This is a genomic window from Nesterenkonia salmonea, from assembly GCF_005771525.1.
Classification (GTDB): Bacteria; Actinomycetota; Actinomycetes; order Actinomycetales; family Micrococcaceae; genus Nesterenkonia; species Nesterenkonia salmonea.
The window spans coordinates 13,543-27,034 of the sequence record NZ_VAVZ01000005.1; the positions used below are offsets into that span (position 1 = coordinate 13,543).

Here is a 13,492-nt window from a genome sequence, read left to right on the forward strand (position 1 = left end):
AATGCGGGGATTCTGACTGTACCCGTGTCCTACGGTTCAATGCGCAGCGGTACATACTGAGCGCTGGGGCTGATGGGCGTCAGGACCGTGGAGGTGAAGCCGCCGGCCTCATCGCGGGCGAAAGCTCCCCCGTAGACTTCCCCTTCAGCGGAGGCGAGCACCACAGCGACTATGTCCTCAAGTCCGGCTGACTGGGCGTGGTCGACCAGTTCCTCGTACGTCACCACAGCCGAAGCACCCGGGTCGATCTCTTCCACCAGATCCTCGGTGCGTTCTCCCTGGCTGTCGAACAGCCGGTAGGTGACCTGGGCCTGCTGGTCACCCTGAGGCGCGAGGAATCGCAGCTCGGTCTCATAGTCGGAATCCAGAATCGCCCCGGAGCCGGCTTCCAGAGGCTCTTCCCCGGTGGACCAGCTGAAGTCAGGGATAGGATCTGTTTCTTCGACCTGAGTCTCAGCCTCGAGCTCTTCGCCGGTGATGGGATCGAACTCCGGCTCCGTCTCCACCTCAGTGGTGACTGGCTCACCGTCTCCGGCGCTGCGCACTGCTGCCAACATCGGCTGGTCGGACGTCAGGGCGACATCGTAGGTTCCGGCCGACAACCCGTGGAGTCCTGCTACCGAAACACGTCCAGGCTCCAGTGTGAACACTCCCGGAGTGTCCGTTTCCACCTGCCCATCGGGACCGAAGACCTGCAACTCAACGGTCACGGCGTCTTCCCCAGGGACGTAGAACCACATCTGGGGGTCTTCATCTGCTCCAGCGGGCACACCCAGCGCGGCGTGCTGCTGCTGGGGGCCAGGGAGGGCAGCCAGCAGCTCCACGCCCAACCCGGTTCCCCCGGACGACCGCGCAGATTGAAGCTGACCAGCTACTGGCGCGCCGCTGGCCTGCACATGCACGGCGACCTCGGCATCTGATTCAACGAGGCCAGTCAGGTTCACGGTGCGAACCGAATTCTCTGGGATCAGCAGCGTCGTGGTCCCCAGCGGCCCCGTATCACCCTCTGCGTCGAATGTGGTGACCTCTGCGGTGGCATCGCGGTCGTGGGGATTCGCAAGAGTTAGCAGCGAATTCGCCCCGGATCCGGTCTCAGGCCCTAGGAACCATTGACTTCGAGCCGGTTCCTGGCACATCGCCGCCGTCATGCCGGTCACCAGCCCTGAGTCCGCACTGTAGGAAAAGCCTCCAGCAGTGACTGCGGCCCTCGATGGGGAGCGTCCCTCCAGTGGTTCCACTTGGATCAGGGGCAGCCCCTGGCCGGCGTCAAATTCACCGGTGATCAAGGGCCGGTCCACCACAGGGCCTTCCGAATCGTCTTCGCGCTCCCCTGCTGTGATCAGGGGCTCCGCGTCGCCGCGCCCCTCGTCACCAAGTGGAAACCAGTTGGCTGCGGGGAATTCGCCGTTGAGTGCTGCGAAAACCGCGGCTCTGGTACTTGTCGTGACGGACTCGTCGCGGTCCGCATAGTCCAAGACTCCTTGATCGGAGAGGGAATCCGGGACTCCGGGCACCGCGGGACAAGCCAATCTCTGCGTCACTTCGGGCCCAGCAACCGCGTGGGGTTCGAGCAGAACGGTCCGTTCTTCATCGTCTCCAGCCAGTTCCAGTCCCGCTGATGCCACTGCCGTGGTGATGAGGCTGAGTCCCACCACTGCCGCGACCGCACGCGCAGCCTGGCCGGCACGATCCGATCGCCTGGGCGCACCATGAAAGGAGCCCGGGGCATCGGCATCGGCCCCTCCTGGGGTAGGTTCTGCCCCGTCGGTGAGGTGGGTGCCACCAAGTTCAGCCTTCTGCGGTTCGCTGAGTGCTCGGCGTCGAGCCTTCTTCTGGGCTTTGATGTACTTCTTGACTTTCCTGGACGTCATAGCGTCCCCCCTGGCCGGTACGTGAGCCGATCATCGGATACCACGGGCAGTATCCTCCAACTTCGCGGCAGCGGCAGTGCGATGAGCAGGAAGATGAGCAACAGCGCACCCGTCGAGATCAGAATGGGGTATTGGAACTGGGAACTGTGGCTCAGCGTCAGATGACCTTCCGGGTCTTGAGCGAAACTGTCCGGGAGGTGGAACTGACGGATCCATCCGACTTCTTCAGGAGCCACTCCGAGACTGTTCGCTGTCACGGGTCGCAGGTTTTCACCGTCTAAAGTGGCCTGCCACCCGGATGCTCTCTCGGAAGCTATCTGCACGTAGTACTCGGTCTCGTCGGACAGCTCGAGGGCCCCGCCCTCAGGCTCCTGAATCTCGGAGAGCTCTACATCAATCCGGTGGTGCTCACTCGGCAGCAGGGATATGGGCTCTCCGTCTGCGGTGACGATCCTGGCCCAGGCAGCTGGCGCACCAACTACTTCTTGAGGTGCAGCAAGCTCTTCCGATATCGCAGAATCTATGCGCCACAGTGCACCGTACTCAGTCTCTCCTACCGACGTCAGACCACTGGAAGTATCAGCGGCTTCCCGCAGTGCTGTGCCGTCTGTGACCAGCACATAGCCGATCCCAAGCTCGAAGGCGATCTCCGCGATGTCCTCAGAACCCTGTACGACGACGCCCGCAACCAGATCAGCCAGCCGCTGTTCGGAATCGCTGAGTTCTTCTGGTGCGTCATCGTCGTTCCCTAGCCACGACGCCGCACTGCCGACGGTGGCCCAGACGGGTACCTGTTGTCCGGCAACGGCGCTGCGGTGCTTATCCAGCGTTTCACCGCCACGGGAGCGAATCTCCGCGGTCACCCCCTCATGTGAGGATGAGAGCACCAGGGTGCGGCTGGCAGCTGGCCCCATGCCGAGGTCTGCGGCAGTCGCGGGCAATGTCCGGACTGCGCCGGGTCGGATGAGAACTTGTTCGTCGTTGACTGCCGTAATGGTCTTGTCTGTCAGCTCGGTGGCCGGCATCAGCCGTGGCGCAGCCCAGAAGACACCAGCAGCGAAGATCGCCAAGACCAAAAGTGTCGACGCCACAGGGCTGAATACTCCACCGAGGGCGGATGAGGAACGATGAGTCACTTGAAGCCCGCTGATTGCCGAAGCTATCAGGCACAGCGCCAGCGCCGACACCAATGGGCCCGTATAGGCTCCAACGACCTCCCCGCCTGCCGTTCCAGCTGCCAACCGACCCACTAGCGCGGAGTAGCCCACCAGTCCCACTGCTATTAGCCCACAGGTGATGACCAGGGCTCTGCGACCAGCTGCCAACATCGCCAAAACTGCTATGACAAGCAGCGGGGCACCGATGAGTAGCGCCAGTCGCAATGCCCAAAAGTCGGCGGAGAGCACCTCCGGCAGCCAGATCAGGCCCCCCGAATTCGTCGCACCAGGGAGCCCAGCGGCAGGGCTGAATGCTTGGGAGAATCCCAACAGCTGCTGCCACACTGGAGCCGGCAAGCCTGCCTCTGCACTGGTCAGAGTGCGGCCTGGTTCGGAGATCAGCGCCGCGATCAGGCTTGACCCGCGGTCCAGTGTGGAGATCAGCATAGGCGCGAAGATCGCCAGGGCGGGGATCGGAAGCAGCCAGAGCACCCTCCCCCGACGGCGCAGAACCAGGGCGGTCACTATGCAGCAGAGCACTGCCGGGACAAGCAGGACGGGGGCCGCAGCAGTGACCACTGCGAGAAGCAGGGCAGCCCCAGCTGCCGTCTCCCACCCTGCGGTCAGGCGCAGAGCAGCGACTCGACCAGCATTGTCACGCCGCTGGCTGTGGGCGCGGACTGCGCGGACCGTGGTGAGCACCAGTACTGGCAGCAGAATATGCGCGATCACGGCACCAATGCGCCCCTGGCCCGTTGCTGCCTGCAGCGCCGGAAGGAGAGCCCAAACCAGCGCAGTGACCACCCGGTGGAAGGACGCGGAGCTCCAGAGCCCCGCCGCCCACCACGCTGTGAGCGCACTCAGGGGCGCCGCGAGGATGACAACCCACAGCAAGACCGCTGAGGCATGCCCAACGCTCAGCGTTGAGAGGATGAGCAGTACCAGATTGAACGGATCGGCAGCAGCCCGTTCTCCGAGCGAATCGGCCACGAGGAACGACAAGGTGTGGGTCCACACTTCGGTCATCGAGGCAGAGACCGGAACAGCCGCACCGCCGCCGAGGGCCCCAGACAGGAGAAGGTCCCTGAATCCCACCAACGACACCCCAGTGAGGGCTGTCAGCAGAAGGAAAAGACCAAGACGATCCCCGGAACCTCGGGCCGGCAGCTGATCGAATTCGCCGTCACCAGAGCCGATTTCCAACAGTGCCCGCTCATCACCCGGGACACCGGCGACTCCTGCGGTCCGTTCTCCTGTGACACCTACGGTCTCAGCGGTAGTGTCCCGACGCCGCTGCTCGCGCAGCTGAGCTCCGCTGAGCCGGTTCTCGCGCACAGCTTGTCTACCCTCGGCCAGGACATCCTTGCCGGACTCGCCGGCCCTTTCTGGTCGCGAAAGCGCCGCACGGCGTCCTGAAGCACGATGCCGCCGCAGTCTGCTGATCGCGGCCCAGTTGATGAGAGTACCTGCTGAGCTGAGGAACTGAGAAAGTCCCGCATCGGGCGCCTTGCACACCAGGAGCGCGATGAACCGGCCTCCGGCGGCGAGCCACAAACCCAACCAGATCAGCGGCAGCAGGACAGGGTGCGCTTGTGTCAGGCGTGCCCGTAGCTGGCTGCGGCGCTCTGCTTTGGTAAGCAGAAGGCTGCCAGCCAGACGGTGCACCATTTCCCGCTGGGGTGGGGCGACCCGTCGCACTGATGCGCGGGATTCCAGCACAGTGCGGGAACCTACCTCGCGGGCTCGTGCGCAGAAGTCGGCGGCGGCATAGTCACCCTCTAACTCGGGACTGAAACCACCCAAGTCGCCGAAGAGGCTGGCGCGCACCAACATTCCGTGGGCAGAGACTCCTGGCACTTCGTCTCGCCCGTCGTACTGACCCTGGTCGAGTTCTTTGGGCTCAGTCAGCGTGGTGACTTCTCCCGAGCGAGTGCTCCACAGACCCGCGTTGACGAGGCGAGGCTCCTCTATCCCGGCTACCCACTGTTTGGCTCCCACGATCTCGACAGCTCGGTGGGTTTCCTCATCCTTAACGGTGAAGATCCGGTCCTCAAGGTGTTTCAACGCCTCAGGCTCAGGCACGGCATCCGCCGGCAGGATCCATAACCACTGGAAACGTGGTGTGAACCCGTCGCCCAGCTGCCGTTCAAAGGTCCTCCACAACGGTGTGGACTTCACCCCTCCGGGACCGGTGGAGAGTGTGCGCTTGGCCTGACGACGATCGTTGAGGAGCCGGGAATGCAGCGACCGGGAGAGGTCTTGAGGTCCTTCATAGTGAGCTGAACTGAGTTCAATCACACTGTCAGCCTGCCGAGTCTGCCATTCCAGTCCCGCAGCAACGTTCAACGCGCGGCCGTGGGTGTCCCACTGCGGCGACGCAAAACCGCCGCCGTCATGAAGTACGACGGCGGCGATATGAACTCGAGCAGCAGGACCACTCACCTAGCGGCGCCCAAGGGGTCTGTGAGCATCACGTCAGCGAGCTCGCCTCTTCAACTTCCGACGCTCCCGCTCGGAGAGCCCGCCCCAGATGCCGAATCGTTCGTCATTGGCCAATGCGTAGTCCAGGCATTCCTGCTTGACGTTGCAGGCACCGCAAACTTTTTTGGCGTCGCGGGTGGACCCGCCCTTCTCCGGGAAGAACGCCTCCGGGTCAGTCTGAGCGCACAGGGCATCAACCTGCCAGGAGAGTTCGCCTTCCACCTGCTCCGCCGGCACAAGCGTCGGAATGCCCAGCCAGACCGATTCGACAGATTCGGCGGTGCTCGTTCCGGGGCTGGCCTGGGTGCGGCGGGAAGGCGCCTCACTCAGGGCAGTCACCGTACCGTGAGCCTCGGCTTCTGCCGCCTCAGCGGCTGCGAGGAAGGCAGTCGCCTGGTTCTCCAACGCGGTGCCGTGTTCAAGTTTCTCTGCTGCTGTTGGGTCAGCCGGATCGACGAACCAGTCTGGCGGCACGTCGAGTCCGCTGCTGCGGACAGATTTTTGGTCCTGCTCGGGGCCGATTTCACTCAGCCGCTGCGGCTTCCCCATACTGTGGGCCTCCCCCGGCTCTTTCCCTGCACTTATACACTCGTAACGGTCCTTGTCTCGCCCCTAATTACACTGGTGTGAGTAAACATTCGTCAAGTGCCGTCGGCGAGTCGCACTGGACGACGCTCAATGGGCGCTATGTGGGACGACCGCGGTGACAGCCCCTATCAGGAGGACGATCAGATATGTGCCCACTCACCTTGGGAAGTTCTCAGCAGAAACCGCCGACAGAGTTTGGGGAGCTGCTTCGCTTTCTGGACTCGCGGCCGCAGCCAGCGCTGGTGTACTACGACGGAAGCTCAGCACCGCGTGCCGAGTCAGGCCGGATCGAACTCTCCGGCAAAGTCCTGGTGAACTGGGCGACGAAACTGATCGGCCTACTCACCGAGGAGCATGACCTCTCCACAGATGATGTGGTGTTGGTGGATATGGCGCCCCATTGGAAAGCCGCGGCAGTCGCTCTGGCGGCTGGAGCAGTCGGGGCGGCGGTGCATATGCCCCGTGAAGACGGTGACCAGAGTAATCCCGACCTTCATTTGGTCGTGACAGACCGGCCCACGGAGTGGGTCGCCAACGAAGAGCTGGGAGATGCTGAGCTCGCCGCGGTGTCACTGGGCATGCTGGATGGGTCATATCAGGAGGCTACGGGTGTGGAGCTGCCCGCGTGGGTCACCGATGTCTCAGCTGAGGCTCGCCAATTCCCCGATCAGCTCCTGAGCCCGATACCTGCCGTTGAGCTGCCACAGTCAGAGACTGTCCCGGCGAAGAGCACAGTACTGATTCGTAATTGGGGCCCCCACAGCTTCACTCATATGGTGGGCACATGGGCGGCTGGCGGCGTCGTCGTGCTCTTTCACGGAGCCGAGGGTGGGGAGATGTGGGAGCAGATGCTCCGCAACGAAGGCCTCAGTGGGCAGATCCCCTGATCTGCGGAATCTCATCGGTGTAGGGGGCCGCGTGGGCGGCGGCGCGAATGGTGTCACCTTCGTTGTTTCCGGTGAAGACCCAGAGCTTATAGGCGACGAACCGGAAGCACATGGCCAGTCCCGTGCCGATGATGGAGCCGGATACGAATGAGGCCAGTTCGCTGCGCAGCCCGAGAACGTAGAAGCTGAAGGCGACGCAGCCAGACATAATGAGCAGGCCGATCACATTCATGAGGATGAACATGCCCAGCTCACGAACCCGAGTGCGAGTGCGCTGATGCCGGAAGGTCCAGTAGCGGTTCCCGATCCAAGAGAAAAGTGTGGCGACGGCCACGGCGATGGCTTTGGCCTTCACATGAGATTCATCCATGGGCCCGGTGATCAGCCACAGGAATACCGCGGAGTCGATGACGAACGCACCGGCCCCGACTACTCCGAATTTTGCTAACTCGCGCCACAATGCCTGGAAAAGTCGTAGTCCTCGTGTCCACAGATCGGCAATCACAGGTCACCGTCCACGGAGTCGGGGTCCTGGCTGCGGGGTTGGGTGATGAGCAGCTGCGCATTCTCCGCAGTCAGCACCACTGACGAACCATCGGCAATATAGGCCGACTCGCCGGCACAGAGTGAGATCCCTCCTGCTGCAAGTTCTCCGGAGGTGCAGAGCGCGATCATTGGCCCGGCTCCATCAGTGCGGTATTCCATTCCCACGTCCGGGAAGTCGATCTGAGTCAGTTGAAACTCCTTAGCTTCGGTCACATAGCGACGGATACCCGAACCGGTGAGGACGGGCTCGACGATATGGGGATTCTGTGGGGCAGTGTTCATGGTTTTCAGAAGGCCGTTGACATCAATGAATTTGGATGTCAGACCGCCGCGCAGCACATTATCCGAACATGCCTGCACCTCTACGGCAGCGCCGTGGAGGTAGGCGTGAAGTGTCCCCGGGGCCACATAGATAGCTTCACCCGGAGAAAGGTCGACACGGTGGAGCATCAGGGCGACGAAAATACTGGAGTCACCGGGGAAGCTTGCCCCAGTGCGTTTGAGGGTGTCGGCCAGAACAGGTTCCAGCGATGAGGTGTCTCGCATGGCTAGTTCCTCAGCGGCGACACTCAGCAGACCGGAGGGATCTTCCAACGCGGTGCGCACAGCAGTGGCATAGTCGTCCCTGAGAATATCCGCACACAGCGACTCCACGGCAATGGCGAGGTCACCTTCCGCGATGAGGCGTTGCACTTGGGTGAGACGGCCCACGACTGCTCCGGGATCGTCGAACCCGGAGAGTGCGATGAACGGAGTCAGTGCCAACGCCAGCTCGGGTTTGTGGTGTGGATCGCGGTAGGTCCGCTCAGGTGCGTCTACGGGGATACCCGCTGCCTGCTCTGCAGCGAAGCCTGCCTGAGCTTGCTCCTGGGTGGGGTGGGCTTGGATGGACAGGGGTATTTCGGCGGCGAGAACTTTGACCATAAAAGGCACATCAGTGAGGGTCTCCCCCGTCTCAAGACGCGAGGGATCAGCGGGGTGGGATCCCATCCATATTTCGGCCTGTGGACTAGCCGATGCAACCCAGCCGAAAAGTTCACTGAAAGCCGTTTTTGAGCCCCACGCATAGTCGCGAATGGGATTTGTCATTCTGAACACTGCTTAAACTCTATCAGCGGACCCCAGGAACTAGCCCGCGGGTTGGCCCTGTGCGGCTCGAAGTGTGGTGAAGGTCGCAGCGAGGCCTGCAACCGTTGTTCTGACGGTGACGCTACTCGGCTGGGCTGCAGTCGCCGTTGCCGGTGGCGGCCTGTTCGAGGAGGCCGACTTCCCCGCGCTGCTGGGCCTCAATGAGGTACAGCTCGGTCAGCGCTGATCCATCGGGCTGAGTGAGTTCTGTGGGTTCGGGGGTCGGTTCCTCCCCCGGCTCGTCACCGGCTACGGCTTCATCGCTGTGTTCTGGGGTGGGACCAGGGGGTTCAGTGACTTCTTCAGGTGCCGCCTGATCATCGCTGGTATCGGGCTCATCCTGGGTATCGGAATCCGGCTCCTCGGAGCCGTCCCCTTCACGGGCGATGAGCTCCTCGACCCGGGCATGTATCAACTCAAAGTCGGGGTAGGTGGAGAAGAGCTCTCCTGAGCTCCCGAAGTCTGGCGCACCGAGCGTCAGCCGCTGGGGTGAGTGATCTTGAGCATCCGCGGCGAGACTGAGCAAACTGCCCAACTGAGACTGCGGCAGGTTGGTATCAACAAGGTTCTCTCCCGCCGTCATCATCTCAGTGAACCGAGTCAGCAGCGTCTGTGGGGAGAACTGTCCGATCATGGCCTGCTGAACGCACTGCTGACGTTGGATACGGGCATAGTCGTTGCTGTGCTCCCGAGAACGCGCGAAGGAAAGAGCATCGTCACCATCGAGTTCGAGCGTACCGGGTTCGAACCACCGGTTGCCCCACTGGTTAGTTTCGGGGTGGCGGCCGCGGTAGGGCACCCAACCACCGGATTCAACGGTGATTCCTCCCATGGCGTCAATGAGTTCGGAGAAACCGTCCATGTCCACCATCACATAGCCGTGCAGGTTCAAGTCGAGGGTTCCCGAGGCTGCGTCCATCATGGCTTCGACCCCTGGGACCTCGGCCTCTGGGTAAAGGTGGCTGTAGGAGTTGTGCACTTCTGTGTAGAGGAAGTTGATGATGCACTCATTGCCGCAGTTGTACCCGTTGGGGTACACCTCCCGCATGGGTGAGTCTTCGCTGAACTGCGCGTTCTGGAAATTGCGGGGGATGGAGAAGATGATGGTCTCAGCTGTGGACTGATTGACGGAGACGACGTGGATGGAGTCGGGCCGCAGACCTTGGCGTCCTTCACCTGCGTCGGCGCCGAGCAGGAGGAAGTTGTAGCGGCCTTCGTCTGCGGGTATCGCTGCACCGCCACTGAAGATCCCGGCAAGGGCTTGGCGCCCCTCGTTGACAATATGCGAGGCGTATCCGAGCCCCCCTGAGGTGAGCGTCATCAGCGCGACCATCGCGACCACAAGAATTGGTTTTAATCCTGGAGCCAGTTGACCGAGCCGGATCAGACGGAATGTATCGAGCCAGAGAAGCAGCCAGCCGATAGCCAAGGCAGCTAGGACAAGGGATGCTGTCCACATGATGAAAGGCTGAGTCAGGGCGCTCAGGAGCACGGAGCGCATGGTGAAGTACATTGCGAGTCCGAGCAGTATGGTGAACCAACAGGCCACTGTGACTGCGAGCGCGATTCTACCCAGTGCCCGGGAGCCGACGGTGACTTGGGCTCCTCCCGGCACGAGGAGCGTCAGCAGGGTGAGCAGGCAGGCGCGTTTGGTTCGATCGCGCTCACTGGCCGAGCGGGGGTTCCGCAGAGCATCATTCTGCCCCTGAAACTCGTGGTAAGTGATGGTTGGAGTCATCACGGGCGGTGTCCACCTCTGGACCGGTAGGTGTCCAGGTGCTCGGCCTCGCTGCGCAACGCTTCACCCTTGGCGTGGGCCTGGGCGGCGAGGTCTGATTGAAAGGCTATGAGCTTGCTGCGCAGGTGTGAAGCTTGCTGGTCGGTTCCGGCAGCCAGGGTTCGCACGGCCAACAGTCCGGCGTTTCTCGCTCCCCCAACTGAGACTGTGGCCACCGGGACACCTGCTGGCATCTGCACGATCGAGAGCAGCGAGTCCATTCCGTCGAGGTATTTGAGGGGAACAGGGACACCAATGACGGGAAGCGGAGTGACGGAGGCCAGCATTCCTGGCAGATGGGCCGCACCGCCAGCACCAGCGATGATGACTCGCAGGCCCCGGGTATGGGCTTGGGTGCCGTAGTCGATCATTTCGGCGGCCATCCTGTGGGCAGAGACGACGTCGGCTTCGAAGGTGATGCCGAATTCGTCCAGTGTTTCTGCGGCTGCCCTCATCACAGGCCAGTCGGAGTTCGATCCCATCACAATGCCGACCTGCGGTCCGCTCGGGTCGTAGGGGGAGGTCATAGTGGCGCCTCTCCTTCAGTCAGGATGTGCGCCACCTCAGCAGCATTCTGGCGCACCCTGGCCAGCCGTGCACGTGTGGCATCGTAGGGTTCATCGCGCTTACTGGTCTGCGACAGGATTGTCACGTGACCGACTTTGCGGCCAGGCTTGGGATCCTTGCCGTAGATGTGGATCTTAGACGCTCCGGAGCGTCGCATCGCTGCCGGAAGAGCGGAGTGCAGATCTGGATTGGACCCGCCGAGCAGATTCTTCATGACGACGTACCCGCCGGCTCCACCCGTGATGGTCGTCGCTCCGAGTGGAAGGTCCAGCACTGCGCGCAGATGCTGTTCGAACTGGCTGGTCACGGATCCGTCCATTGTCCAGTGACCAGAGTTGTGCGGACGCATGGCTAGTTCGTTCACATAGAGGCCAGGTGGCGCGCCGGCACCGCCGTCGTCTTCAGCGATTTCGAAGAGTTCCACTGCGAGCATTCCAGTGACTCCGAGCTTCTCGGCGATCAGGGTCGCGATTCGCTCGGCTTCCGCCACATGAGCGGGTGAGGTGCGCGGGGCGGGAGCTACGACCTCATCGCAGACGCCGTCTGTCTGATTTGATTCGACCACGGGGTAGGCCGCGGTCGCGCCGGAGGCCCGCCGGGCGACCTGAGCTGAGAGTTCCCTGGTGAAGGGCATTTTCTGCTCCGCCAGGAGGCCAGTCTTTTCTTCGTGTGCTCGTTCGAACCATGTTCTGACGGCGAGGTCGTTGACTGATGCGGCATCGTCGAGCACCATCACACCCTTACCGTCGTACCCACCACGTGGTGTCTTCAACACCACGGGCCATCCGACGGCATTGCCGAAGGTTGCAAGGTCCTCAGGGCTGTGCACTTCTGCCCAGTGCGGGTTGGGCAGTCCGAGCTCTTCGACGGCTCGCCGCATGGCCAGCTTGTCCTGGGCGTAGATGAGCGCGTCCGGAGATGGGTTCAGAGTTGTTCCAGCTTGGACGAGAGCGGCCAGAACCTCGGCGGGGACATGCTCATGGTCAAAGGTCATGGCGTCCATTCGCTCTGCGAACGCGAGCACATCCTGGACTTTCCGATAGTCGCCGATGACGGTGTGGGGTATGGCCTGAGCAGCCGATGACCCCTCTGACCCGGCGAGCAGGTGAAGCTCTATGCCGAGGTGAGTAGCGGCAGGCGCCATCATGCGAGCCAGCTGACCGTCACCCAGCACTCCGATTTTCGGCACAGAAGTATTCACAGTCCCCCATTATGTGGCACAGCCCTGGTCAATTCCGCAATCACCACACCTGTCGGGACCGCACGCACACGGCAAATGTGGAGGCAACCATTCTAGTGTCGTGGTGTTGAACCCACCTCTCCAGGGAAGGACCGATCAACTATGACGCGGTATGTGGTGACTTTTGATACAGCTGACGCCGGTGTTTTGCAGGCGGATGCCCCCGACTTGCTGGTGAGCCACGGGTTTTCCACCGACACCTATTTCTCCCGGCTGGGAGTCGGCGTTGTCGATGGTGAGCCGGAGCAGATGGAGAGTTTCAGCAGTCGGTGTCGTCAGCAGCGTCGTCCTGTGTCGTTCACTCCAGAACTGACGTACTATGCCATCTCCCAGGGCCCCGCCTCGAGTGGACCAGCAGAGCCCCCGTACCGCGACACATCCGATTTGAGTTGGGGACTGCAGACGATCGGTATCAGCTCCGCCATAGAGCGTCATCACTCCGGGGCAGGTGTCCGCGTAGCGGTTCTGGATACGGGGTTCGACGCCGCCCATCCGGACTTCTCTTCACGCGGAGTCATCGCTGTGTCTTTCGTGCCGAACGAGGGGCCACAGGATGCTCACGGGCATGGAACGCACTGTCTGGGCACCGCTTGTGGGCCGTGGCAGTCCGACTATGGTCCCGGGTACGGGGTGGCACCAGAGTCTGAGATGTATGTGGCGAAAGTCTTGGGCGATGATGGAACCGGCTCGGACTCCTCAATCCTTGCCGGCATTGACTGGACCCTGCAGAACGAGTGCCACATCATCTCTATGTCTCTGGGGGCAGATGTCCGTGACGTCCATCCGCCCTATGTCGCCGCAGGACGTCGGGCTCTGGAGCAGGGTTCATTGATCATCGCCGCTGCAGGGAACAACGCCCAGCGCAACGGCGGGAACCCCGGGTTCGTCGGCGCTCCGGCGAACAGCCCCCATATTCTGGCCGTGGCAGCGGTAGGGCAGGACTTGCGCACCGCTGACTTCTCCGCGAGGTCGTCCTCCCATGATGGTGGGGAGGTCAACGTCACCGCACCGGGCGTCGACGTTCATTCAGCTTGGCCTGGAGAGGAGCGCTACCGCAGCATCAGTGGAACGTCTATGGCAGCGCCTCATGTATCCGGGATCGCTGCGCTGATCTCCGGAGTCACCGGTTCACGCGGTGAAGCCCTGTGGGAGGCTCTGATTGACTACGCAGTGCCGCTCGAGCACGAAGATTCAGAGGATGCGGGTGCAGGGCTGGCGAAGCTTCCGGACGCCAACAGCTGGTAAACCCG

General features: G+C 62.3%; 10 protein-coding genes. 2 read left to right on the forward strand and 8 right to left on the reverse strand.

Annotated features, from left to right (window positions below):
- Window positions 1-29 precede the first annotated feature (29 nt).
- From FEF26_RS02565 to FEF26_RS16240, 3 genes are read right to left on the reverse strand one after another with little or no spacing between them, the layout of a single operon-like run.
- Window positions 30-1,871 (reverse strand): DUF5719 family protein, encoded by a 1,842-nt coding sequence (locus FEF26_RS02565; RefSeq protein WP_138251980.1) that lies wholly within the window; start codon window positions 1,869-1,871, stop codon window positions 30-32.
- Window positions 1,868-5,470, reverse strand: coding sequence for a glycosyltransferase family 2 protein (locus FEF26_RS02570; RefSeq protein ID WP_138251981.1), 3,603 nt, complete (start codon window positions 5,468-5,470; stop codon window positions 1,868-1,870). The genes FEF26_RS02565 and FEF26_RS02570 overlap by 4 nt, the downstream gene beginning before the upstream one ends.
- A gap of 33 nt (window positions 5,471-5,503) precedes the next feature.
- A complete protein-coding gene (locus FEF26_RS16240) occupies window positions 5,504-6,058 on the reverse strand; it encodes a WhiB family transcriptional regulator (RefSeq protein ID WP_138251982.1) in 555 nt (184 codons plus the stop codon).
- A gap of 185 nt (window positions 6,059-6,243) precedes the next feature.
- On the opposite strand from FEF26_RS16240, the gene FEF26_RS02580 reads away from it, so the two are divergent.
- Window positions 6,244-6,984, forward strand: coding sequence for a TIGR03089 family protein (locus tag FEF26_RS02580; RefSeq protein WP_138251983.1), 741 nt, complete (start codon window positions 6,244-6,246; stop codon window positions 6,982-6,984).
- On the opposite strand, the gene FEF26_RS02585 is transcribed toward FEF26_RS02580, so the two are convergent.
- From FEF26_RS02585 to FEF26_RS02605, 5 genes are all read right to left on the reverse strand, one after another.
- Window positions 6,965-7,489, reverse strand: coding sequence for a GtrA family protein (locus tag FEF26_RS02585; protein ID WP_138251984.1), 525 nt, complete (start codon window positions 7,487-7,489; stop codon window positions 6,965-6,967). The two genes, FEF26_RS02580 and FEF26_RS02585, sit on opposite strands and share 20 nt — an antisense overlap.
- Complete coding sequence (gene manA, locus FEF26_RS02590; RefSeq protein ID WP_138251985.1) at window positions 7,486-8,619, reverse strand: mannose-6-phosphate isomerase, class I; 1,134 nt, start codon at window positions 8,617-8,619, stop codon at window positions 7,486-7,488. Before manA ends, FEF26_RS02585 begins: the two co-directional genes overlap by 4 nt.
- Before the next feature lie 121 nt (window positions 8,620-8,740).
- Window positions 8,741-10,396, reverse strand: coding sequence for an LCP family protein (locus FEF26_RS02595; RefSeq protein WP_138252063.1), 1,656 nt, complete (start codon window positions 10,394-10,396; stop codon window positions 8,741-8,743).
- Window positions 10,396-10,962, reverse strand: a complete 567-nt coding sequence (purE, locus tag FEF26_RS02600; protein WP_138251986.1) for a 5-(carboxyamino)imidazole ribonucleotide mutase — start codon at window positions 10,960-10,962, stop codon at window positions 10,396-10,398. Before purE ends, FEF26_RS02595 begins: the two co-directional genes overlap by 1 nt.
- On the reverse strand, window positions 10,959-12,149 hold the full coding sequence (locus tag FEF26_RS02605; RefSeq protein ID WP_243730377.1) for a 5-(carboxyamino)imidazole ribonucleotide synthase: 1,191 nt from the start codon (window positions 12,147-12,149) through the stop codon (window positions 10,959-10,961). Before FEF26_RS02605 ends, purE begins: the two co-directional genes overlap by 4 nt.
- A 195-nt stretch (window positions 12,150-12,344) precedes the next feature.
- On the opposite strand from FEF26_RS02605, the gene FEF26_RS02610 reads away from it, so the two are divergent.
- The gene (locus FEF26_RS02610) at window positions 12,345-13,487 is read left to right on the forward strand and encodes a S8 family serine peptidase (RefSeq protein ID WP_138251988.1); all 1,143 of its coding nucleotides are present in this window, start codon (window positions 12,345-12,347) and stop codon (window positions 13,485-13,487) included.
- Window positions 13,488-13,492: the final 5 nt, after the last annotated feature.